Here is a 25,201-nt window from a genome sequence, read left to right as displayed (position 1 = left end):
CCTTATTGTGCCTCGCCGTAGACGCCATGAGCGTCGTCGCGCACCAGTTTACCGAGATTCAACTCGATGACTCGCCTACGCATATCATTGACCGCCCGAGCATTATGCGTCGACATAATAACTGTTGTACCAGCGCTATTGATGTTGGCAAGCAAGGTCATAATGTCGTCTGAAGTATCTGGGTCAAGGTTGCCTGTTGGTTCGTCGGCAAGCAGAAGAATAGGGCGGTTTACCGTAGCACGTGCAATTGCCACTCGCTGCTGCTCACCACCAGAAAGCTCCTGTGGCATACGGTTTGCTTTAGCCGCAAGACCCACCATCTCTAGCATCTCGGGTACGCGCTGCGCAATATCTTTTTTCTTGGTGCCGATCACTTCTAGTGCAAAAGCTACGTTGTCATAGACTGTTTTTTGCTGTAGGAGACGGAAGTCCTGGAACACATAACCAATGTTTTGCCGTAGCTTATTGATCTGGTTACCACGTAATTTATTCACATGGGTATCAGAAAAATAAATGTCACCGCTGGTGAGATTAGTTTCTCTAATCATTAATTGTAAGAAGGTTGATTTTCCAGAACCAGAAGGACCGATCAAGAAAACAAACTCTCCGCTGTCTATCTCAAGAGAGATGTTGTCGAGAGCTGGGCGCGTAGAAGTCTTATATAGCTTGGTGACGTTGTCAAAGGTAATCACGAACTACACCTTAGCAAACTCCGCAAATTCCATACAGCCCAGTGCATCATGAGTATTTATTTACCTATAGATATTTCTAGTGCTATTGTCATGCCAACAGCATTCGACGCTTTTGCGTGCAATCATGCTGGCATTGCTACATTCATATCTCATTGACCTTAACGCGGAGGAATCTCCTATGAATGCTCAGGCCACTCCTGTAGAGCACTCACCCGACGCTACGCGCAGCGGCGGGTTCCTAGCTAAACTTGAACGACTAGGCAATAAACTACCTGCACCATTATGGCTCTTTATGTTCTTTGCCGTGATGGTAGCAGTAGGCAGCTGGATTGGTTCCGCTTTGGGACTCCACGCACAAGATCCACAAACTGGGGAAACAATCTACGTCACTAATCTGCTCACCAAGCAAGGGATACAGCAGATGTTTAGTGAGGCAATCAATAACTTCACGACTTTTCCACCACTAGGCGTGATTATTACCGTGATGTTTGGCGTCGCAGTAGCAGAACATTCAGGGCTTATTTCTGCGCTTATTCGGGTCATGGTGGCTCGCGTAGGGGCACGCACCATTACCTTTATGCTCTCCCTTGCTGGCGTCACTGGCTCCATTGCTTCCGACGCCATCTATGTCATTCTCATTCCCATTGGCGCTATTAGTTTCCGCGCCCTGGGGCGCTCACCCATCGTGGGGGCGATCGTTGCTTTTGCGGCTTCTTCTGCCGGATTCAACGCAAGTTTGATTCTCAACATCACCGATGTGCTCCTGGGAGGTATTTCAACTTCAGCGGCACATATTGTTGATGAATCCTACGAGGTATCGCCACTGGCAAACTATTTCTTCGTCATCGCTTCTACTATTTTGCTCTCCTTGATTATTACCGCAGTGACAGAGCTATATATGGAACGCAAAGCACACAGTATTATCGACCACAGTGCTATTGATTTTTCGGAATTGTCTTTTGCGAACTCCGAAGATTCAGCCGCGCCTTCTGACTCTGATACCAGCACTGGTACTGGCGCTGACTCCGGTGCAGTATCGGAAAAAGATCTCAGCCTTAAACCACAAGAAGTAAAAGCCTTAAAAGTAACAGGCATAGCTGCCGCCATCTACATTGCGTGCTATTTCGCAGCACTATTTGCGCCATTCTCCCCGCTCTACAGCCCAGAAGGCCCACTCGAAGGCCCATTGATCCGCGCCATTGCAGTGCCTATTACTGCAGGATTTTTCATCCTGGGTACTGTGTATGGTCTTGCGGCAAAGACAATCACTGAATCTGCCGATGTCCCTAATTTTATTGCCAAGGGACTAGCACCTTTGCTGCCGCTGATTGGCCTGTTCTTGGTGTTATCTCAATTCCTTGCTTGGTTTAAGTGGTCAAATCTTGGGGTGTGGTTGGCAATTAAAGGCGCAGAATTGTTGCAGAAATGGCACTTGCCACTTGTTGTCACCTTTACCTTGTTGGTTCTCATGGTTGCCTTGCTCAACCTGCTCATTACCTCTGGCTCGGCTCAGTGGTCGCTTATGGCTCCTATTGTGGTACCGATGATGATGTATATTGGCGTCAGCCCGGAGGTATCTCAGATGATTTTCCGTATCGGTGATTCCACCACCAACATCATTACTCCGATGAGCCCTTCGTTTGCGTTGGCGCTCATTTTCCTACAGCGCTATTACAAAAAGGCTGGTGTCGGTACGCTATTTTCGCTAGCGCTGCCTTACTCACTGTCCATGCTCATTAGCTGGTTCTTATTCTTTATCCTGTGGTATTTCCTCGGATTACCACTTGGACCTGGTACGCCATACACTTACCCTGCTTGATCAGCGATTAATCAGCTTGGTTTTGGGCAATGCGCCACCTAATACCAGCTTCAAGGAACTTGTCAATGTCCCCGTCGAGAACTTTTCCGGGGTCATTGACTTCATAGTTTGTGCGCAGATCCTTCACCATCTGATATGGGTGCAATACATAAGAGCGCATTTGGTTACCCCAGGAGGCATTGCCGCCAGCGCCAAGAGCTTCTAATTCATTCTTTTCTTCTTGGCGCTTGCGCTCTAATAATTTTGCTTGGAGCACGCGCATTGCCGACGCCCGGTTCTGGATTTGCGATTTCTCATTCTGACAGGTCACCACGATATTTGTGGGAATGTGCGTGATGCGCACTGCTGAGTCTGTGGTATTTACTGACTGTCCACCTGGTCCGGAAGAACGGAACACATCAACACGAATATCAGAATCTGGAATGTCAATGTGATCTGTTTGCTCCACCACCGGCAATACTTCTACCTCGGCAAAAGAAGTATGGCGTCGGGATTGGCTGTCAAAGGGACTGATGCGTACCAACCGATGTGCCCCTTGTTCCACAGAAAGCGTGCCATACATATACTCGCCATGAACCACAAAAGTGGCGGATTTAATGCCCGCTTCTTCCGCATAGGAAATATCATAGATTTCTACTGCATGACCATTCTTTTCTGCCCAGCGAGTGTACATTCTCATCAGCATTTCTGCCCAGTCAGCAGCTTCGGAACCACCAGCTCCTGAGCGAATGTTGATCACTGCCTCACGAGCATCATAAGGGCCAGAGAGCATGGTTTTTACTTCTAAAGCATCAATTGCTGCGGTAAGGTCAGCTAATTCTTGCTCTGCCAGTTCTAGCCCAGATGAGTCTGAGGTGTCTTCTTCGGCTAATTCATACATGATGGGAAGGTCGTCGAGACGCTGACGAATATCACGTATTTTCTTCAGGGAAGATTGGACAGCAGAAAGCTCTGTGGTGACTTGTTGCGCATGGTCGGGGTCATCCCACAGTGATGGGTCTGATGCTTGGGCTTCTAACTCGCGAATCCGATCAGCCATCTGTTGCGGATCAAGCACTTTTTCAATAGTGACGAGGGTTGTGTCGAGTTTCGTTATCTGGGCTGATGTTTCCGGTCGCATGGTGGTTCATTCTACCTTGAACTTCCGCTCGCCAAAATATGCCCTAACGAAAAGCAGAATCTTTGTCGATATTGCACAATAGAAAGTATGACGAACGACGCAACGCATCCAGATTTAGAAACTTTTGTCGCAGCCCTTGCCAAAACCTTTGTTATTTCGCACCAAGATGATACTGACGCCCACCTCGCCCAAGCATTAGTGTTTAATGCAGCTCGTCTTGCGTGGCGCCTGCGCGAACAAGGAGTGGCAGTGGAACACAAAACGTCGATAAGCGATGTTGTAACTAATGCCGATCGTGCCGCCGAGCAATTTGTTACCTCTGTGTTAGAACAACTACGCCCCAACGACGGCATTCTCGGCGAAGAAGGAACCGCCAAAGCCAGCACCTCTGGGCGAACTTGGGTTATTGACCCTGTCGACGGCACCTACAATTTTGCTGCTGCATCCGACTATTGGTGCAGTGCCCTCGCGCTTATCGACGGCGAACCAACACATCCCACTGCCCTACATTTTGGTGCAGTCCATCGCCCGGATCTGGGCTATACCTGGTTTGGCGGTCCAGATATTCCTACTACTTTTAACGGCAAAGAGGTAGCGTCGCTTAGCGAACAACCATGTGCTGATATTTCTTTTGCGACCTACATCCACCCTACTGCCCTGAGCCAACCAGAGATTGCGCAACCGTGGCAGGCATTGGCTGAATCCTTTGCTGCTCTGCGAATGTTAGGGGCAGGCTCAGTGGATTTAGCTCAAGTCGCCCAAGGAAATCTCGGCGCATGGGCACAGCATAGTGTTCCTGCCTGGGATTGGTTGCCTGGTGCTGCGCTTATCCAAGGCGCTGGCGGTGCTGCAGAACAGGTTGGGGTAAATGGCATTGAATGGTCGCTTGCGGGCAATAAGCAGGTGGTAGCAGAAATGTTGCGCATTATAGAACAAGCAAAACAGCAGTAGATGGACACATCCCTAGCTAAGCAATTAGGCTAAACAAGCATGAATACCCCTTATGCTGCTGAATTAGCTTTTGTATTAGAACTTGCCCAACGTGCCGATGAGCTTACTCATGAACGGTTCTATGCCAATGACCTGTGCGTGGAAGCTAAACCGGATATGACTCCAGTTTCTGATGCGGATATTGCGTGCGAGCAGCTGCTGCGTTCACTCATTACTGAGCATTTTCCGCAGGATCATATTCTGGGCGAGGAATTCGGCGGACAGCCCCAGCTAAGCGGACGGCAATGGGTTATCGACCCCATCGACGGCACAAAAAACTATGTGCGCGGAGTACCTGTGTGGGCTACCCTTATCGCCTTGCTTGTCGACGGTCACCCTGTGGTAGGTGTGGTTTCTGCCCCAGCGTTGAATCGACGCTGGTGGGCAGCCCAAGGCGGCGGGGCATATCGCAGTGTCAATGGAAAAGTAAACCCCATTCACGTCTCTGGCGTTACCCAACTTGGTGATGCCTCGGTTTCTTTTTCCTCACTCGACGGTTGGAAAGAACGCGAACTATTAGCTAATTTTCAGAAACTCTCCGATGACACCTGGCGGCTACGCGGCTTTGGCGACTTCTGGTCTTATTGTTTAGTTGCTGAGGGTAGCGTCGACATAGCTGCCGAACCAGAAGTATCGCTATGGGATCTTGCCGCACTGGCAATTTTAGTTGAAGAAGCCGGCGGGAGCTTTAGCTCTCTCGCCGGCATTCCAGGACCTCATGGTGGTGATGCTCTGGCCACTAACGGGCACTTACATGAGCAGGTACGCTCTTTGCTCTCTGAATCCTCTGAGGCTTAGCGCACACCCTGCATGAGTTTCACGATTGGTTTAGTAAACACAGCCAAAATAATGCCCAACACAATAGAAGCAACCCCGACAAAGAGGAAATACTTGTTGGTTGCCGCGGCATCACCTGGTACGTAGAAATCAGCCAACCAGCCTGAAGCAGCAGTACCAACCGAAATGGACATGAAGAACAACGCAACCATTTGCGAGTTGAATGCTTGAGGCGCCAATTTAGTAGCCAACGACATACCCAGTGGAGAAAGCAACAACTCCGCAATGGTAAAGAGGAAGAACACAACCACAATCACATACATGGGGATAAGACCATTAGTAAATGGGATAAATACCAAGAACGCAATACCCATGATGATATTAGCGAAAGCAAATTTCATTGGTGCTGGTGGTTGACGATCACCCAACTTCAACCACACCACTGAGAAAATACCAGCGAAAATAATCACAAACATCGGGTTAATCGACTGCACCACCGACGGCGGCAACTCCATACCAAAAATATGGCGATCAAGTTGCTTATCAGCCAAAACAGCAATAGAAGTAAACTGCTGCTGGAACAACGCCCAGAAAGCACTTGAGGCAAAGAACATAGGGATAAACGCATACACGCGAGAACGCTCCACCTTAGTCAACTGCTGAGAACGAATCAACACAGTAAAGAGCACCAAAGAAGCAAGCAACGTTACGACAGTAACAATGCTAGACAAGCGCTCCAAAGTCACAACACCCAAAGCGCATACTGCAATCAACGCGATAAGACCAACCACGACACAAATAGCAACCACACGCAGTTGTTGCTTCGGTGCAGGGTTAGGTGCGCCTTTGGACGTCGTCGAGAGCGTGCGCTTGCGGAAGAACAGATACTGGGTCAAGCCGAGAGCCATACCAATTGCCGCCAACGCAAAACCCCAGTGGAACCCCTTGGTTTTCCACAAAATACCAGTCAAAATTGGTCCAACCAAAGCACCGATGTTAATGCCCATATAGTAGAAGGAGAAAGCAGCGTCACGACGACTATCACTGCGTCGATAAAGCGAACCAATAACCACAGAGGTAGTAGTCTTTAACGCACCAGAGCCAATGGCAATCAACACCAAACCAATACCCACGCCAAGCAAACTGTGGAGGAAAGAAAGAGTGAGGTGACCACACATGATAAGCACCGCTGCAATAGTAAGAGTACGCTCAGCACCAAGCACACGGTCAGAAACCCAAGCACCCGCAATAGCGAAAAGGTAGACCAAACCACCATAGGCACCAAGGATAGAAGTAGCGACAGTTTCGCTATACCCTAGCCCCCCCTGGGACACCGAATAATAGATGTAGTATGCGACTAATGTTTGCATACCGTAGAAGCTGAATCGCTCCCACATCTCGATGGCGGAAAGATTTGCCAACCCCCACGGGTGACCAAAGAAACCATGCTCGCGGTCTGCCACTGCAGTTGGTTCCTCGCTTTGTTGAGCGCTATGCGCAGATAAAGAATCGGACATGATAAGTATTTTAGGGTGTGCTCAGCAAGAATGGGAAATTCAATAGGAAAATAGAAATATGGGTTGGCAATTGAAGGAGTCCAGATGAAGCACCGGAATAGGATTGCTGAGGTGAGGACTGTGCGATGCCTGAACAATCGCAGAGTGCGCTGCACTGCTTGATCATGCTATGCAGGCTTTTCGACGTTGTGGCTAAGAAATTATAAATGGCATTGAATGTGAAAAGTGGGGTGGTGCTTTGTTACACCACCCCACATCTGCGCCCACACTATACGTGCTATGCGTGTGCAGGACACACGCCTGTTTAAGAAGCAGGCTTTAAGCTGCTAGATGACCACCCGTGGTCACTCGCACACCAGACTTCTGAGTCTTGCCACCAGTATTAGTCTTAGCACCAGCCTTAGCGGTAGTCTTAGCGGTCTTATCCGCAGCAGGCTCAGCCTTCACAGGCTCGCCAGACTCAGCAGGGTTGATGCCAGACTGGGCAGGGTTGGTTGGGTTGGTTGGTTTCTGGCAATGCTTCACCACCTCACCAGCAATCACACCACCAGACTGGCCAGGCTCAGCAGGTTTGCTGGACTCAGGTTCGCTTGGTGTATCACACACAGGCTTAACACCCACAGACTCACCACACGACCCAGCAGGCTTACTGGACTCAGACTTGGCAGGCTTGTCTGCCTCAGACTCAGCAGGCTTAGCAGGTTTAGCAGGCTTGCCTTCCTCAGGCTGCTCTGGTTGTTCTGGTTGGTCAGGCTCCACCACCACAGCACGAGCCACATCCACATCCGACACCGACTGATCAGAACCAGTCTCACCATCACCATAGACAGGAGTTGCCTGGGCGGTAGCGATATTCACATGATCACCAGAGGCCGGTGCTGTGAGTGTCGCATGGCAGGTGAACGACTCACCAGGCTTGAGTACCTCAGGCTTATCCTCACACGTAATCTGATCCGATGGAATCACATTATCCGAAAGGTCAATACTTTCCAGTACTGCCGAACCAGTATTGGTCACCTCAAACACGATATCCATATCACTACCTGGTTGTACTTTCACACCAGGCTTAGCATTCGCATCATCACCATTAATCTTCTTAATGACTGTAATAGAAGGAACCTTCACCACCTTCTCAGGCTCATCCACCCACGCACGAGCAACATCAGAATCCTTTACTGGACCCTCAGGACCAGACTCACCCTCCCCGTACACAGGTGTGCCCTCCACCGTTGCGATATTCACATGATCACCCGTAGCAGGAGCCTTGAGTGTCGCAGTGCAAGTGAAACTCTCACCAGGATTCAACGTGTCAGGCTTATCCTCACACATGATATCTTTCGCTGGGATCACATTATCCGACAATGCAACGTCACCGAGTGCCACATCACCATCATTCGATACCTCAAACACAATGTCCATGTCACTACCTGGCTTCACACCCACACCAGGCTTCGTGTTCGCATCATCGTCGTTAATCTTCTTCACCACTGTAATAGACGGATTCATCACAGTTGCATCAGGAACATCCACCCACGCATTCGCCTCATCAACATCCTTAACCGGCTGATCAGAACCAGTCTCACCATCCCCGTACACTGGGGTACCTTCAACCGTTGCGATATTCACATGATCACCCGTACTTGGTGCTGTAAGTGTCGCATGGCAGGTGAACGACTGGCCAGGCTTGAGGGTTTCAGGCTTGTTCTCACACGTAATCTGGTCTGCTGGAATCACATTATCCGACACAGTAATGTCACCGAGTGTTGCGGTACCAGTATTGGTCACCTCAAACACGATATCCATATCACTACCTGGTTGAACCTTCACACCAGGCTTACTGTTCGCATCATCGTCGTTAATCTTCTTCATGACGTGAATGGAAGGCTTCTTCACTTCTTTCTGTGGTTCATCCACCCACGCATTCGCCTCATCAGAATCCTTCACAGACCCATCCGGACCAGTCTCACCATCACCGTACACTGGGGTGCCTTCAACACTGGCGATATTCACATGATCACCCGAAGCAGGAGCCTTGAGTGTCGCAGAACACGTAAACGACTGGCCAGGAGCAAGAGTCTCTGGCTTGTTCTCACAGGTGATCTGGTCTGCTGGAATCACATTATCCGATAATGCAATGTTTTCCAGTGTTGCGGAACCAGTATTGGTCACCTCAAACACAACGTCCATATCACTACCTGGTTGAACCTTCACACCAGGCTTCGTGTTCGCATCCTCGTCGTTAATCTTCTTCACCACAGTAATAGAAGGCTTCTTCACTTCTTTTTGTGGTTCATCCACCCACGCACGCGCAGGATCATCATCAGACACAGGGCTTGTCGGACCAGACTCACCCTCACCATACACTGGAGTACCTTCTACCGTTGCGATATTCACATGATCACCCGTAGCTGGTGCCTTGAGTGTCGCAGAACACGTAAACGACTCGCCAGGCTTGAGTGACTCAGGTTTATTGTCACAGGTGATTTGGTCTGCTGGGATCACATTATCGGATAGCGTGATGGTGCCTAGTGTTGCGGAACCAGTATTGGTCACCTCAAACGAGATGTCCATGTCACTACCTGGCCCAACTTTCACACCAGGATACACATTCGCATCATCACCATTAATCTTTTTGATCACACTAATAGCAGGAGTCTTCACCACACTCGCTGGCTCATCCACCCACGCACGCGCAGGATCAACATCCAACACAGGCGATGTGGGACCAGACTCACCATCGGCATAAACAGGTGTGCCCTCTACTGCCGCGATATTCACATGCTTACCAGACACAGGAGCCTTCAACGACGCAGAACACGTAAACGACTCACCAGGCTTAAGTGACTCTGGTTTATCCGCACACGTGATGTCTTTCGCAGGGATCACATTATCAGTAAGTGTGACATTCTCTAATGGCACATCACCATCATTCGATACCTCAAACGAGATGTTCATATCACTACCAGGGGCTACACCCACACCAGGATACGCATTCGCATCATCACCATTAATACTCTTCATGACTTTCACAGAAGGAACCTTACGTGCCGACACAGGCTCATCCACCCACGCACGCGCAGGATCAACATCCGACACAGGCGACGTTGGACCAAACTCACCCTCACCATAAACCGGCGTACCCTCAACCGTTGCGATATTCACATGATCACCAGACACAGGAGCCTTCAACGTAGCTTGGCAGGTGAACGACTGACCAGGCTTGAGTGACTCTGGTTTACCCTCACAGGTGATGTCTTTCGCTGGGATCACATTATCCGTGAGATTAATGTTCTCTAATGCTGCGGAACCATCATTGGTGACCTCAAACGAGATGTTCATATCGCTACCTGGGGCTACCCTCACACCCGGTGCCACATTCGCATCATCACCATCAATCTTCTTGATCACTTTAATCGATGGGAGTTTCTCCACCTTTGATGGCTCATCCAACCACGCAAACGCCGAATCATCATCCCTAACAGGAGTATCACCCACAGGATGACCCTCCTCATCCACCGGAACACCAGTCACGGTCGCAGTATCCTTATGCGTGACACCAGAGCTTGGTGCCGGCAACACTGCCGTACACGTAAACGACTCACCAGGAGCAAGAACCTCTGGTTTATTCGCACACACAATATCCTGAGCATTCTTAATCTTATCGTCAGACACAGTCACATCTTTGAGTGGTGTTTCACCCGTGTTCGACACCTCAAACGAGATGTTCAACGACTCACCAGGTTTCACAGCAACACCAGGCTCACGATTCGCATCATCACCATTAATCAACTTCACCACTTTCACACCAGGAACACGTGGTTTCGGTACCCGAGCATTCGCTGGGTCAGAATCCGTTAACGGTGTATCACCCACAGGATTACCATCCTCATCAACAGGTGTAGCAGTCACCATACCCGTATTCGTATGCATCTCACCAGCCTGAGGTGCAGGCAGGGTTGCATAACAAATCAGTTTCGCACCAGGATTCAGTTTCTCTGGTCGACCAGGACACGTAATCTTACTTGGATCAGTAATCACATCATCACTGACCACAATATCCTTCAACGGCATATCACCAGTATTAGTCACCTCAAACATAACACTCATGTCTGAGTCCGCATCAACCACAACAGCATCCTGTGCAGTATTAGCATCCACAGCGTTAATCTTCTTCACAAGTTCAACACCAGGGGCTGCACCATGCGCATTCGCAGGATCCTGTGACGAAACGTCCCCACCATCAACAGGATTACCATCCTTATCCACAGGCGTTGCTGTTACTGTCGCAAGGTTTGTATGCTGCTCACCAGGTTTCAGAGCAGGCAATGTTGCAGAACACAACACTGTCTTATCAGGCTGTAGCACAACAGTGTCAAGACTATTGCTACCACAGGTGATTTTGTCTGCCGGGATCTTATCATCAGCAAGTCTCAGGTTTTTCAGCACCGTATTACCCGTGTTACGGATTATAAAACTGAACTCTAATTCTTTACCTTCAGCAACAGCAATACCAGGAGCCTCATTCGCACCCTCACCATTGACCCTCTTGCTCACGCTCACACGAGGCACAGGTTTTGCTTGGAGCGGATCACCCGCAGCAATACCTTCCCGCATTATACCCCTCATCGAATCTCCTGTACCGCAGGAACCATAGTGCGCACCGCCACCGACGTGAGCACCTTCCTTATAACTCACAGGATCAGTGGAATACGTCAGAATAGCGCCATACTTCGCAGCACCAGAATACGGAGCAAACACACCAGAACCAAGACCACCAATTGAGTATAAAGCGGATTTGCTAAGTGCATCAGCTACCGCATTAGCGCTAGCATTACCATTCTCATCAAGATCCGTAGTCTCCTCATCACTCTTTAATGATGCAACAGGCTCTCCCCAGGCGTTTTGCATGATCACAGGTTTATACAACCCAGGAACCTTATAATCCACATGCACAGTGCCATTTGCAGGATCATCATTAGATCCAATCACCTCAGGCTTATGAGCTTCTTGCCACGCAGTATAAGCATCCGCAAACAATTTACCCAAAGCAGTAGCGTCTTGTTGGGTGATTGTTTTACTGTTCCAATCAAAAGACTCACTTAGTCCGTTGGTTCCTGGTTGTGCTTTCGCTTTCACACCAGCAACATCAAAATCAGGTGGATACACATATGCTTGTGGCGGTACAGGAGTACCCTCAGGGTACTTCGTGTCTAGGTCACCAGGCTTCCAACCACCACCACGTGCCACGAAACCACCCTCTGCTGTCTTTACTTTTAGAAGCTCAGAGAGTTCTGTCATTTTCATGGGTGTTTGTGCGTCATCTACACGTACACGCACATAGATGTCTTGGAAGGTTTCGTTCGCACCGCCAACATCACCAATCGGCGGAGTCACATATACATAACCTGTCGCCGAACCGTACAGACCAGCGCCCTGGGTCGCGTCCTTATTAGTGCCAGCAAGATACTTCAAGACATTGCTGGATATACTACATGCCATACGTGGGATGGGCACACCACCAATGACACCACGGGGTATAGGGTTCACGTTTTGGTTACATTTTCCACCATCGCGTTCCTCTGTGGTGAACAAACCCCACTTATGTGTATTTCCGTGCGAATCAGTTGTAGTCGCAGTATATTGCATTGAAGCAGGGGCACGGTTACATTCAGATTGAGGAGTGTATTCTGTTTCTATGAATTGTGCAGTACGATTCACTAGCCCCTCAGCTTCTGGTTGCAACATCACACGGTAATTGTCACCACCACCCGAGATGACAGCAATATTTTTACCCGTGTTCGGATCCTTCAGCTCTATATCACCATAGATCAAAGGGAAAGCATCCTTTGTCGAGCTCGTACCATTCATGCCCACACCGAATTCAACATAATCCCCTGGTTTTGCGTCATCGGGGAAAGCGAAATCAACAGTCAACACAACCTTATCCTTCTCATCAGGATCAGCTGTCACTGTCAGGCTTTTAATAGCTGAACCAGGCTCGCCAGGTTTACCAGGCAACTTTTTCGGGCTAGCAGTATCCGCCGCTGGTGCTGTTGTTTCATCAGCAGCCCACACCACAGGCACACCAACACCAGAACTAGCACCTCCCCACATGCCACTGGATAGTAATCCAGTAGTCATAATCACTGCACCTACCCGGCGCAGCAACCAGTGTTTCTTCCCCATGAACACTCCTTAGAAAACCTTAAGAAAACATAAAACACCTAAAGAGTAGCCCCCCCCCCATAAAAATGTCCAGCCGAGAGAGTGCTCACGCACCCACTACAGCACCCCTATAACAAAAAACGCCCATGCACAAAGCATGAGCGTCGAAAAGCCAGTGCACTAGGCAGCATTCAGAATATATGGAAAATAGTTATCCATACATCAAACTACTGTAGAGTGTATAGATAACTCTTAAACATTCTTCATTTGTCTCAGTTCGATCGGAAAAGCGTTAAATGCCCACTCATATCACATGCCACTGGATCCCAGCAGATGGCTCAGGACTACCCCGGCGTGAAAAAGCTGGAGGCACATACCGCGCCTACGTACCCGATTTGCTTAGCACTACACCACTTCATATTGACCCCGAAATAGCTAAACGCGCAGCACACGTCGAACAAGCAATTAGCACACTAAGCACACACGAAGACATGACCGCATTAGGAAATATCTCACGTCTCCTTTTACGCTCAGAAGCACTATCCTCCTCCAGAATTGAAGGCATCGCACCACGAGTAGACAAAGTGGTTCTAGCAGAACTCGCCCAACAAGAAGAAATACGCGGCTTTAACGAAGACGCAGAAGCCGTAGCGCGCAATGTGCACGTTCTACACGGGATCGAAGCACACTTCCGCTCAGAAGAAACTATCAGTATCCAATTATTAGAAAAATTCCAACGAGAATTGCTTGGGAAAACATCAATTCCCACCGGGATACGAACATTACAAAATTGGATTGGTGGAAATTCCTACACCCCCATCGGAGCAGAGTTCATTCCCGCCCCACCAAACTATGTCCCTGAGCTCATGGAAGATCTATGCGAATACCTCAATGGAGCCGCACATGGTGCACTTATTCAAGCTGCACTTACCCATGCTCAATTTGAGACCATTCACCCTTTCGCTGATGGAAATGGCAGAGTTGGCCGTGCACTTATTCACGGAGTATTGCTACGCCGTAATCTCATCCAACGCACTATACTCCCCATAAGTTTGATATTAGGAACATGGTCCCAGCTATATATCGAAGGGCTCACAGCTTTCCGAAAAGGAGACATTCATACCTGGCTAAATATCTTTCTCGATGCAACAGAACAAGCAATACAACAAGCACAAATAATTGCGAATCAATTACGCGATATTCAACAGCAATGGCATGACGCTTTAACTATTGCACGCACAGCCCAAGGGAAAACCCGTGCATTACGCACAGATTCAATAGAAGCACAATTACTACAGGGACTCGCTGGACATCCCATTGTAACCACCACCTCTGTCCAGCGAATTTACGGCATAAGTACAGCTAATGCCCGTAAAGCACTAGATAGCCTTGAAAATGCTGGAATTTTACGCACAAAAATTATCGGAAAACATGGTCTGCAAGGCTATTTCTCTGATGACATCCTCAGCCTCATCCCCCACGCCGACCGCAGACTAGCCAGTAGTCAATTCGATACTCGACTAGCTGCACCACAAAGACGAGCAGTTCCCGACGGCATTCAGACAAAGAGAACAAAAGATTAGTGCGGAGGTTAAGGGGGGACTAAGGGTACGTCTGAGGTACGCACAAAACAAAACGAGGCTCCCCTGTGGGGAGCCTCTATTAGTGGCGGGGGCTGGATTCGAACCAACGACCTCTGGGTTATGAGCCCAGCGAGCTACCGAGCTGCTCCACCCCGCTACGCTTACAAAGAACACTTCTTTGCAACGAGTGAACACTTTACCTCTTGTTCACCCTAATGACAAATCACCGATAAAGAACCAGCTAGCAAGCCCGCCGCACCAAACGACTATGTACTGTACGTACTGCACCAAGCAACTACGCACACAGTGATTCGCTCATGCAGCGGGCTTAGCGATTTTCAGATCACTGAGCGCTTAATTACTTCTTATTCTGATCTGTAGCGTGGGCATCAGCACTTGCCCCCGATGATTGTGCTGCAGAAGCAGCACCAGCACCGCCAGCGTTACCTGCTTTTACAATGGACTGATAGGACTCCACCGCAGCGTCGAGAGCATCAAGTGCCTTACCGTATTCCTCATGCGAACCACTACGCGCCTTTTCTAAGTTGCTCAGCGCATTATTGATCCGCTCAATTGCCTCACCTTCAGTACCAGTACCACTGGCCGGCAGGCTTGGCGCGGCCGGACGCTCAGCATGAGCCGCATCACCAGCAGCTGCACTATCAGCAGGAGAAGCTGGGGTAATGGATTCCGCCTCATCAAGATCTTGTGCTGCCTTAGGGTCAATGCCTACCTGTGCCAGCGCCTCAGAAATAGTAGGTGCATAACCTACTTGACCGCGGTAGCTCACCAATACTCTCAACAGTTTAGGGAATGCTGAGGCTTGGTCTTTGCGTTTTGAGTAAATCGGCTCTACGTAGAGAATCTCATTACTTCCCACAGGTAGTGTCAGCAAATTACCCGTAATGATGTCATTGGATCCACGCCACAAGGTGAGGTTAGCGGAATACTGATCCGACGAGGTCATTGTGTCTTGAACCTGCTTTGGACCTTGAGTTTGCGTATCTGTTGGCAATACGCGCACAGTGATTTTTCCGTAGTTATCTGGGTCAGAGGACGCACTCATATGTGCAGCAAGGAACTCACGATTAAGACCACGGAAAGCCGTAATGAGCTGGAAACTTGGCTTAGCAGTATCAGGGTCAGCAGCCACAACATAATATGGTGGCTGGTTCACACTACGCTGACTCTCCTCTGCAGTAGGATCGCCCGGCACAGACCAGAAACGGTCATTGGTAAAGAACTCGCGAGCATCATCGACGTGATAGCGAGAAAGCATTTCGCGCTGTACCTTGAAGAAATCTTCTGGATAGCGAATATGATTCATCAATTCTTCAGAAATCTCAGACTTTGGTTTTACCGTATCTGGGAACACGCCACGCCATGCTTTAAGCACTGGGTCTTGCTCATCAAACGCATAGAGTTCCACAGAACCGTCATAAGCGTCGACGACTGCTTTGACCGAGTTGCGAATGTAGCCAACATTATCAATAACTGGGCGCTGCCCACCTACCCCAATATCAGAGGAGGTATCTTGAGTAGCGTCAGTCAGATTAGTGCGCTGAGCATAAGGTAAAGAGCTCAATGTGGTGTACCCATCCACGATCCACTTGATTTTTCCATCAATCACAGCAGGATATGTAGTGGAATCTGTGGTCAACCACGGAGCAACCTTATGCACACGCTCACGAGGATCACGATCATAGAGAATCTTGGACTGTGCATTTACTCGATCAGAGAGAATCAAATTCATCTCTTGATATTGGATAGCATAAGCAGCGCGATTGAAGATATTGCCGATCTTTACTCCGCCCTTACCGGAATAGGTGTAGGTAGAAGAATCGGAGTCGTATTCCACTGATTTGCCGTCGTCGGAGCCAACAATGGCATAATCAGCGCCATCTTGTGCCGAAGAAATAACAGGACCATAGTAAATACGTGGCTCAGTTACCTTAATACCCACTTCTTCTGCTTCTTTATCGGTTGCCTGCAAATCAGACACGGTATAAACCGGATAGCCACCACGCGCAGAGCCAACATCCCTAGCAACCTCATCAACTTGGTTAGCTTGAGCAGCAACAAACCCATTACCGTGGGTATAGACCGTATGCCGGTTAATCCAATCACGCTGATTTTCTTGCAAAGAATTAGGGTTAATCTCACGTGCCGCCACCACAAAGTCACGCAGTTGACCGTCGATCTCATAACGATCCATAGATAACGACGCTGGGAAACCATAGAAGTTTTTGAGCTGTTGCTGCTGGGTAAAGGTTGGCGAAATTACCTCAGGATCAAGCAGTCGGATATTGTTAATCGTCGCATTATCCTGTGATACTTCCTCAGTGCGCTGCTGTGATTCTGCAGCTTGAGTCGTAGACGTACCCCAGTTGTCTTTATAGGTGACTTTATCGTCGGTAATGCCAAAAGCATAGCGCGTAGCGTCGATATTTCGCGCAATATACTCCGCTTCTTTCTCAGCACGGTTTGGCGAAACAGAGAAACGCTCTACGACCAGAGGATAAGCAGTGCCAATCACAACACCACTAACGAGCATGAGCACAGTAGCTACTGCCGGGATCCGAAGATCTTTGAGCACAATCACGCTGAAAAATGACAGTGCTACCACCAAGGAAATGACCATGAGAATAATTTTTGCCGGCAAAATAGCATTAATGTCCGTGTAACTACCACCGGTGAACGTCTCATGAGTTTTATTGAGCAAATCATAGCGGTCAAACCAATAGCCTGCTACGTGCGCCAGCATCCACAGCCCAGCCCATACCCCTAATTGAATACGTGCTGCTTTTGCCACTTTCGTTTTCGTACTAATCAACTGGTTGGCAACCTGAATGTTACCCAGCAGATAATGTCCCACCAAGGTAATCGCAAAAGCGATACCAATGTACGTGATCAATGCACTAAGCACTGTGCGGATAAAGGGAAGGTCGAAAGCATAGAAACCATAATCCATGCCAAATTGCGGATCGGTTTTACCAAAGGTTTGCCTGTGGAAAAACAGCTGAAAGACCTGCCATTTTTGCTGAGCAATGACTCCGGCAGCCACACCACCAACAACAGCAACCACAGGAAGCAGCCTCCGAATAGACTTATCCAGAACCTTGCGATACTCCACAATAGGGCTTTTTCCTGCCAGCGCACTCAGCACACTCATATCCGGACGAGTGCGATACGTAAGATACCCAGCCAGCCAAATAATGGCTGCGCCGATAATGCTAAAGGCAAGGAAAATGCTTACCCTCACCAGAATAACTTTATTGAATACGCCACGGAATTGAACTTCACCAAACCAAAGCCAATTGGTGTATAGCCCTACAATCAGTGGCAATGCAACAGCAAGAATACCAATAATGCTGATAATTCCGGTCAATAGCCGAGGTGGGCGCCTGCGTTGCGGAAATGCAGACGAGGTTTTGAGCGACAACTCTCGGTTCTCCTTAACTCTCTCATTCTCAGTTTTCAGTCTTAATGTTTCCAGTTTATACAACACAAGACAGACACGGTGTGGGCGTTAAGCACACATGACGCTGCCTTTCTAACGCTTAACAAGAAAGTTTTGTCCCCACACATACTTTTTCACGTATCGTTAATTGGGTATAACTTGGGTATAACTAATGTTCATCCCCCGCAACCATTGCTCAACTATTGTTCGATTATTGCTCAAAGGACACGCACTATCATGACTACCTCTGCTTTTCCGCCCCAAGCCCTCAATAAATCCATGCTTGAGGCAGTAGATTTTATTCACGCCGAAGGATGGGACCAGCCCCCCACTCTTTTTGCACTCGTTCCCGCGTCCTTGCTTGACGACGCCATGCCAGAGGTCTTTGCCGAAGAAGATGAACACACCCCTCTAGCCTTGGTGGTCCAAGATATGCTGCCAGAACATATCCTGCCTGGCTCAGAAGAGTTAGGCGAGTTTCTTGCCAGTATTGTCTGGCCCGATCAAGTAGTTGGTGCAGTGCTGGCTCAAGAAATCATGTTCTATGACTCATCTGCATCCGATTCATCCACGTCAATCACGGACGCTGCACTAGACATTTCCGCTGTGCCACAAGCCCGCCCAGCACGCTTATTCTCCGGAGTCTTAGGCACATATGCACAATTAACCCTGCTCCAATTGCGTCCCAGCGAAGAAGAACTAGCTGCCAAAGGTCCTTTTGCTGAGGATGATATTGAATTACGCGGTGGGGAAAATATCGCCCCTGGTGTTATCGCAGCACTGCAATATCCCTTTGAGCACCCTGGGGGGTACTAATCCACGTGTCACCACGCCAGCGCTTTAGACTTAGGCGTAAAGCTCTATTTTAAGAGCAGGTCTTTACCTCTTTGCCCTCATTAAAAGCCTTAATTTGCTCAATAGCGTCACTGATATTGTCCACGCTGGCCAAGGTAATTCCCGAGGCTTCACGACGCGCCTGCGAGCAATTAGCTTCAGGCGCAAGGAATAACTGCGCACCAGCTTCTTTGGCAGCACGAATTTTATGCTCAATCCCACCAATAGGACCAACAGTGCCATCTGCATCAATAGTTCCAGTACCAGCAATAAACTTACCCCCCGTAAGACTGCCTTTCGATAACTTATCGATCACTGCCAAACTAAACATCATGCCTGCCGACGGCCCGCCGACGTCTTCCAAGTGATAGGTCACTTCCACGCCATTAGCAGGAATCGACACAAGCGAAGCACCCAAAAAGGCAGTGTCAGGTTCATCTTCTTTGGCTGCTAATCGTAGCGATATGCTTTGTTCTTTCCCCGCACGCTTAAACTTAACCGACAGGGAATCACCAGGCTTTTTGGCTTGCACTGCCTGCTTAATTTCCTCTGGTTGTGCCACGGGCTTGTCGTCGATAGCGATTATTTCATCGCCTTGTTCTAGAACTGCGGCTGCGGGAGAATCCTCAGCAAGGTCAGAAACTTCAATAGAAAGAGGAAGATTGAGATAATTCATAGCGGCAATCGTCGCCGAGGCTTCTGAGGTGCTAAAAGCCTTCTCGTTTGCTTCTTTGACTTCTTCTTCAGTCATGTTCTGCGGAAAAATCTGCTCAATAGGCACAAGGGTATCCTTGGTAAAAAGCCACCGCCCCAAAGCCTGCCCCAAGGTCATATTCGAGCGCACACTCACAGTGGTCATATTAAGGTGACCATCAGTATCATCTAATTGCGCACCGGAAATCTCGACAACATCCTGACCATCTACTTCACCCAAAGTATTAAACGTAGGTCCTGTCCCCTCAGCCGCATAAGGCACAGTCAAACTGATATTGGTACCAGGAATATGATCAATGGTAACCAACCCAGTAAGCAATACCAGTGGAATAGCGCCAAGAATTAACGTACGGGAACCTCGTTTCACGCTACATACACTACCCTGTGTCCCCCGACAAAACCTAGACACAAAACTTTATCTCACACCCATTTTGGAATATCAATGCTGGTCACACCAATTTCTACACCGAAGAATACCTATGTGTTCGCTGAGAGCGTTGATAATGAATAGCTAAATACACTCACTCGCAGGTAACTTAGGGTTTATGAATAACGGTTTTGGATTTTCTTTTAGCTTTAATGGCAACGACGATGACGATAACAACGACAAAAATAATCCCTTCGGGGGCGGTTTAGGCGATATGCTCAATCAATTTGGGCAAATGCTCTCCGGTATGGGTTCCACAATGAACTCACCCGACGGGCAAGGCCCAGTTAATTATGCCTTGGCAGAGCGCATTGCTAGGCAACAAATACATATATCGCGCCGTATTACTGACTCTGATGTCACAGCAGTTAATGACGCAGTGCGTTTAGCTGAATTATGGTTAGATAAATCCACTATCCTTCCTGCCTCAGGCAACAAGGTAGAGGTATGGAATGAAGAAAACTGGTTAGAAAACACTCTGCCTACCTGGAAACGCATGGTCACCCCAGTTGCCGAAAATATGAACGCAGCCCAAATGGAATCACTACCAGAAGAAGCTCGGGAAATGGTAGGGCCTATGATCGGCATGATGAACCAAATGTCTGGCATGAACTTTGGTATGCAACTAGGCAATGCTCTTGGTGATTTAGCAGACCAAACTTTAACTGGCACCGATTTTGGCTTACCCATTGCCCCTGCCGGAATTACTGCGCTTTTGCCCAAAAATCTCGGAAAGATCTCCCACGGACTAGGGTTTGCGCAGCATGAACTTCTCGTTTATCTAGCGGCACAAGAAAGCGCACGACAGCGCCTCTTCCATCATGCTCCTTGGCTCATTGAGCGCCTAGTATCTTCCGCAGAAGAATACGCTAGCGGACTTGTGATCGACACGTCCCATATCGAAGAAAAAATGCGAGAGATGAACTTAGAGTCGGGAGATCCTTCTGCTATTCAAGATGCAATGCATCAATTACAGGAGATGGATCTGTCCCCTAATATCTCTTCCAGCAACCTAGGCGCAGTAACCCGCTTAGAGACTCTCCTTGCCCTTATCGAAGGCTGGGTCGAATATGTCGTTACCGAAGCCCTAAGTGAAATGCTGCCTTCTACCGCAGCCATGAATGAAGCCTGGAAACATCGACGCGAAACAGGCGGATCTGCAGAAAAAGCCTTTTCTTCTGTGGTGGGTATTGAATTTGACGCACCAAAAGTAGCGGCCGCCGTAGAGCTGTGGCGACGTGTGACCGTTGCAGTAGGTGCCGAGCGCAGAGATCAAGTGTGGGATCATCCAGATTTCCTCCCCACTGCAGAAGACCTCGATAACTCAGCAGAATTCATCGACGGATTGCTTGACGACGCACTGGGCAATGATTTTGACCCCATTGCAGAAATCACCGCTCTGGAAGAACAACTTGCTGAGCAGGCACGCCAAACAGAAGACGCAGAAGATTCTTCCGACGATAGCGATAGTGATAACGGTAGCGTCGAAGGTTCAGACGAAGGTCCAGATGAGGATCCAGAGGCGAAATCGAATTAGCCTCCAAAGCGGCTATAGGCTTCTAAAAAGCCTTTAGCTCGCTCGGCTTTGGGTGCCCTATCTGCCCAAAGCCAAAACTCAGCAGTGTGTCCACCAGGAACAAAAGTATGCACAAGTTCATGGATAATCACAGCGTCGAGCACATAGTCTGGTACCTCAGCTAGTCGATGGCTAATGCGAATCTCACTGAGTGCATTGTGTTTCACCGTCGTACTGCCCCAGCGTTGATGTTGATTGCTTACCCAGGTAATCGTCGAAAAGCTCGCCCTGTTCTCAAGATAGCGAGCATTGAGTGTGTGCGCACGCGCACACAACTGATCATTATCCAAGGTATCCTTGTGTAACTTTGCGCGTAATTTTCGCACAATTGCGGCAACTTCCTTATCACGCTGAGCAGCAGAAAGATGTGCAGGGACACGCACTTGGATTCTCCCATCAACGACCTTCGCAGAAATGCTACGAACACGCCTGGTGGAAGCAATAATTTCGACATCTGAGTATTTGTCTGGCATAGTTTTCATAATTGTATAAGACAACAGGGGGACGGGGAACTTATGCATAACATATGCATTTCCGATACATCGCATATGATCAAACTCAGCCCACACGCTCGAGTATTTTTACGCCCTGGCGGCGCAATCCAATTTGGTATGAATGCGTATCATGCTGGCATTATTCAATGCGAACCACAGATTATTAGCGCAGTATTGGCAGCTTTTTTAGAATTACGTGCCCCCACGATAACGCAACAATTCATAACCCGCCTTGTTCAAGCAGGACTCGGCGAACTTGCCGCACGTACTATGGTAGAAGAGCTCATAGCACACGGCATCATTTGGCACCACCAGCCCACAACAGTCGCTCTCATCGGCAACTCACGTAGTGCGGCTATTGTGCACGAAGTCTTAAACGAATCAGATATTGCAGCTCGCGTGCCAATGCGCAATGAATCTCCACGCTTATTCATTCAACGACTCGAGGCACATATCCCGATTATCGTCGTCGGGCAGCAACCAATGGGGGCACTTACTCAGGCATTAGCTCGTCGACGTAGCGTCATTCCTGCCCGCATAATTGATACACATTGTGTTATCGGACCAGTCAAATTATCTGGTTCTGGTCCTTGTCTACATTGCATAGAGCTCTATTGCATTGACGCTGATCCACATTGGACAGCTCTGCTAGAACAATGCAGCCCCAGCCAACGCTACGCACCAGCTTATGAACACCTCTTAGCAGCTAAACTCACCGGCTTGCTCACAGCTACCTTTCATGGTGCAACTCACAATGCAAGGATGAGTCCAACGATCACGGCACCTGTCTTATCTGCGGGCACTGTCATCAGTTTTGACCTCTACACAGCGAATATGCACCACGAGCAACGCCACTCGCATCCACTATGCGTGTACTGCTATGAACAGCGCCAACACACACCAACCACACGCTAGCGCCACACACCTACAACTTTTTAAGCAATGCTAAAAGTTCGGAACCATAATGCTCAAGTTTCACTGCACCGATACCTGATATAGACAGCAATTCATACTCTGTCCTCGGATTCTCAAGCGCCAGTGACCATAAAGTAGCATCGGAAAAAACCATATAAGCAGGAACATTCTGGCTTTGCGCTTGGCGGGTACGCCAGAGCGCCAATTGCTCAAAACGCTCATGTACCTGGGCTGGCATATCTTGCATACACGCGCTACAGCGCCTCAAGGTTTTCTCTTGAGCAGTTGTCACACTCACGCCGCACACACGGCAATGCACACCACGTCTCTTCGCACCACTCGGTTGTGGATTGAACCCATACTCACCATGAGCCAAAAATCGGCTACAGTGACGACTCGCTCGCCCACCAGCGTGGCGCGCCTTGGCATAGGAACAATAAAGATACTTCTGCGCACGAGTAATTCCTACATAAAGCAACCGACGCTCTTCTTCAATAGCCTCCCCTCCCACGGTGATTGCATGAGTCATTGGCAGCAGTCCATCACTTAACCCAATGAGGAAAACCGCCTCCCATTCCAAACCTTTGGCGGTATGTAGCGTGGCGAGGCTGACCCCACTAGGAGCTGGATTGTGTTGCCGCTGGTGTCTGTTATGTAGCTCGGTAAGTAATTGCGCCAACCCCATGTGTGGCTGCTGCTGCACAATGTCGACGATTATATCCATCAAAGAACGCAAGGTTTGCCACCGTGCTCTCGCGTGCTGCCCCTGGGGTTCTTGAGCCACCAACCCCACTGGCGCAAGGGCATTGCGCACCAAATCTACTAGAGCTACATCAGAATCGAGTTGCGCTTTTTCCTGTTCCAGGCGCATATTTATCCGGATGAGTTGGCTTATTGCCTGCTTAATTTCCGGACGTTGGAAAAACTCATCATCATTGTGGACATAATAGCTAATCTGTGCCTCGGCGAGTGCTTGCTCCAACACCGCAGTTTGTGAGTTCGTCCGAAATAGAATTGCAATCTGTCCAGCCGTTACCCCTTGAGCAATGAGATCTTTTATCTTCTGAGCTACAGCTTGTGCCTCCGCATAGTCATCAGCGTAACGGGAAAACGCTGGGTGTGGACCTGTAGGCTGCATACCTTGTAGCGTGAGTGTATGAGCAGCAAGTGTCCCCTTAGCCTGGCTAATGACATGATTGGCAAGTCCAATTATTTCTGGTGTGGAACGGTAATCGCGCTGCAATTTGATAGTGACAGCGTGCGGATATTTTTTAGAAAACTCCTGCAAATACCGCACTGTTGCCCCACCAAAAGAATAGATGGTTTGGCTTGGATCCCCCACCACGGTTAGGTCGTCTCGCCCACCTAACCATGCCTCTAATAATCGCTGTTGCAGCGGAGTAACATCCTGGTACTCATCGACAACAAAAGTGCGGTATTGCTCACGAATCTGCTCAGCAATAGCAGGTTGATTTTCTATTGCCCCTGCGATGTGGAGCAAAATGTCATTGTAGTCAAAAAGAAGATGCTCACCTGCATCTTTGAGCCTCTCGTATTCGGCATAAACAGCAGCGACTTTTTCCACTGATTCATTCAGCGTTCTGTCATTATGCTGGTGCACATACGACGCATATCCATTAGGTGATAATAGATTAGCTTTTGCCCAATCTATCTCGGTTTTGATGTCTTTGATGTTTTCTTTCCCACTGGAAACACCAATCCGTTGCGCTGCTTGAGCAACCAGCGCATAGGTTTTATCCACTTGTTGCCATTGCAATGAGCCACCAATCTGCGGCCAAAAATGGCTGAGTTGCTTATGCGCTGCAGAATGAAAAGTTCTGGTTTGTACTCCGCTAATACCCATGTTGGTCAGGCGCTGGCGCATTTCACCCGCAGCACGTTTGGTAAAAGATACGGCTAACACACGCTGTGGGCTTACTAATCCTTGCTCAATTAAATGAGCAATACGATAGGTGATAGTCCGAGTTTTTCCAGTACCTGCACCCGCCAAAATAGCAACAGGTCCTCGCGGAGCCAGTGCTGCTTGCTTTTGGTCGGCGTCGAGAAGGCTTAAATCTATACTCATCTATTAGCTACAGCCTCTATTGCGGTATGGAT

Annotated in this window: 14 protein-coding genes, 1 tRNA gene and 1 pseudogene; 7 read left to right on the top strand and 9 right to left on the bottom strand. The window is 48.9% G+C overall.

What is annotated here, in order from left to right:
* Positions 1–2 precede the first annotated feature (2 nt).
* The gene (ftsE, locus tag EML15_RS06390; protein ID WP_144274059.1) at positions 3–692 is read right to left on the bottom strand and encodes a cell division ATP-binding protein FtsE; all 690 of its coding nucleotides are present in this window, start codon (positions 690–692) and stop codon (positions 3–5) included.
* A gap of 178 nt (positions 693–870) precedes the next feature.
* Between ftsE and EML15_RS06385 the strand changes: the two genes are divergently transcribed.
* A complete protein-coding gene (locus EML15_RS06385; protein WP_144274057.1) occupies positions 871–2,511 on the top strand; it encodes an AbgT family transporter in 1,641 nt (546 codons plus the stop codon).
* A 7-nt stretch (positions 2,512–2,518) separates the two neighbouring features.
* Here the strand turns inward: EML15_RS06385 and prfB are convergent, their stop codons facing one another.
* Positions 2,519–3,631 (bottom strand): peptide chain release factor 2, encoded by a 1,113-nt coding sequence (gene prfB, locus EML15_RS06380; protein ID WP_144274055.1) that lies wholly within the window; start codon positions 3,629–3,631, stop codon positions 2,519–2,521.
* A gap of 87 nt (positions 3,632–3,718) precedes the next feature.
* On the opposite strand from prfB, the gene EML15_RS06375 reads away from it, so the two are divergent.
* Both EML15_RS06375 and hisN read left to right on the top strand, forming a co-directional pair.
* Positions 3,719–4,582 (top strand): inositol monophosphatase family protein, encoded by an 864-nt coding sequence (locus EML15_RS06375; RefSeq protein ID WP_144274053.1) that lies wholly within the window; start codon positions 3,719–3,721, stop codon positions 4,580–4,582.
* A gap of 39 nt (positions 4,583–4,621) precedes the next feature.
* Positions 4,622–5,419, top strand: a complete 798-nt coding sequence (hisN, locus tag EML15_RS06370) for a histidinol-phosphatase (protein ID WP_144274051.1) — start codon at positions 4,622–4,624, stop codon at positions 5,417–5,419.
* Here hisN and EML15_RS06365 read toward each other — a convergent pair.
* Together EML15_RS06365 and EML15_RS06360 are read right to left on the bottom strand one after the other, a co-directional pair.
* On the bottom strand, positions 5,416–6,915 hold the full coding sequence (locus EML15_RS06365) for a peptide MFS transporter (RefSeq protein WP_144274049.1): 1,500 nt from the start codon (positions 6,913–6,915) through the stop codon (positions 5,416–5,418). The genes hisN and EML15_RS06365 overlap by 4 nt on opposite strands.
* 318 nt (positions 6,916–7,233) lie before the next feature.
* Positions 7,234–13,101, bottom strand: a complete 5,868-nt coding sequence (locus EML15_RS06360) for a hypothetical protein (RefSeq protein WP_144274047.1) — start codon at positions 13,099–13,101, stop codon at positions 7,234–7,236.
* Positions 13,102–13,376: 275 nt separating this feature from the next.
* Between EML15_RS06360 and EML15_RS06355 the strand changes: the two genes are divergently transcribed.
* Complete coding sequence (locus tag EML15_RS06355; RefSeq protein WP_144274045.1) at positions 13,377–14,663, top strand: Fic family protein; 1,287 nt, start codon at positions 13,377–13,379, stop codon at positions 14,661–14,663.
* Between the two features lie 83 nt (positions 14,664–14,746).
* Here EML15_RS06355 and EML15_RS06350 read toward each other — a convergent pair.
* Both EML15_RS06350 and EML15_RS06345 read right to left on the bottom strand, forming a co-directional pair.
* A tRNA-Met gene (locus tag EML15_RS06350) sits at positions 14,747–14,820 on the bottom strand.
* A gap of 300 nt (positions 14,821–15,120) precedes the next feature.
* Positions 15,121–18,105, bottom strand: a pseudogene (locus EML15_RS06345) (UPF0182 family protein); the annotation flags it as partial.
* A gap of 255 nt (positions 18,106–18,360) precedes the next feature.
* Here EML15_RS06345 and EML15_RS06340 point away from each other — a divergent pair.
* On the top strand, positions 18,361–18,939 hold the full coding sequence (locus EML15_RS06340) for a PPA1309 family protein (protein WP_144274041.1): 579 nt from the start codon (positions 18,361–18,363) through the stop codon (positions 18,937–18,939).
* 49 nt (positions 18,940–18,988) lie between these two features.
* Here the strand turns inward: EML15_RS06340 and EML15_RS06335 are convergent, their stop codons facing one another.
* Positions 18,989–20,038, bottom strand: a complete 1,050-nt coding sequence (locus tag EML15_RS06335) for a PDZ domain-containing protein (RefSeq protein ID WP_144274039.1) — start codon at positions 20,036–20,038, stop codon at positions 18,989–18,991.
* A 178-nt stretch (positions 20,039–20,216) separates the two neighbouring features.
* Here EML15_RS06335 and EML15_RS06330 point away from each other — a divergent pair, with 178 nt between their 5' ends.
* Entirely contained in the window at positions 20,217–21,635 is a 1,419-nt protein-coding gene (locus tag EML15_RS06330; RefSeq protein WP_144274037.1) for a zinc-dependent metalloprotease, read from the top strand.
* Here the strand turns inward: EML15_RS06330 and EML15_RS06325 are convergent.
* Positions 21,632–22,147 (bottom strand): SprT-like domain-containing protein, encoded by a 516-nt coding sequence (locus EML15_RS06325; protein ID WP_144274035.1) that lies wholly within the window; start codon positions 22,145–22,147, stop codon positions 21,632–21,634. The two genes, EML15_RS06330 and EML15_RS06325, sit on opposite strands and share 4 nt — an antisense overlap.
* Before the next feature lie 75 nt (positions 22,148–22,222).
* On the opposite strand from EML15_RS06325, the gene EML15_RS06320 reads away from it, so the two are divergent.
* Positions 22,223–23,083, top strand: coding sequence for a hypothetical protein (locus EML15_RS06320; RefSeq protein WP_144274033.1), 861 nt, complete (start codon positions 22,223–22,225; stop codon positions 23,081–23,083).
* Between the two features lie 10 nt (positions 23,084–23,093).
* Here the strand turns inward: EML15_RS06320 and EML15_RS06315 are convergent, their stop codons facing one another.
* A complete protein-coding gene (locus EML15_RS06315) occupies positions 23,094–25,169 on the bottom strand; it encodes an ATP-dependent DNA helicase UvrD2 (RefSeq protein WP_144274031.1) in 2,076 nt (691 codons plus the stop codon).
* Between the last annotated feature and the right edge of the window lie 32 nt (positions 25,170–25,201).

It is taken from the genome of Corynebacterium sp. sy017, from assembly GCF_017918135.1.
In the GTDB taxonomy this organism is placed as follows: Bacteria; Actinomycetota; Actinomycetes; order Mycobacteriales; family Mycobacteriaceae; genus Corynebacterium.
Note: the sequence above shows the minus strand (reverse complement) of the source record. Positions and strands in the feature narration are given on the sequence as shown.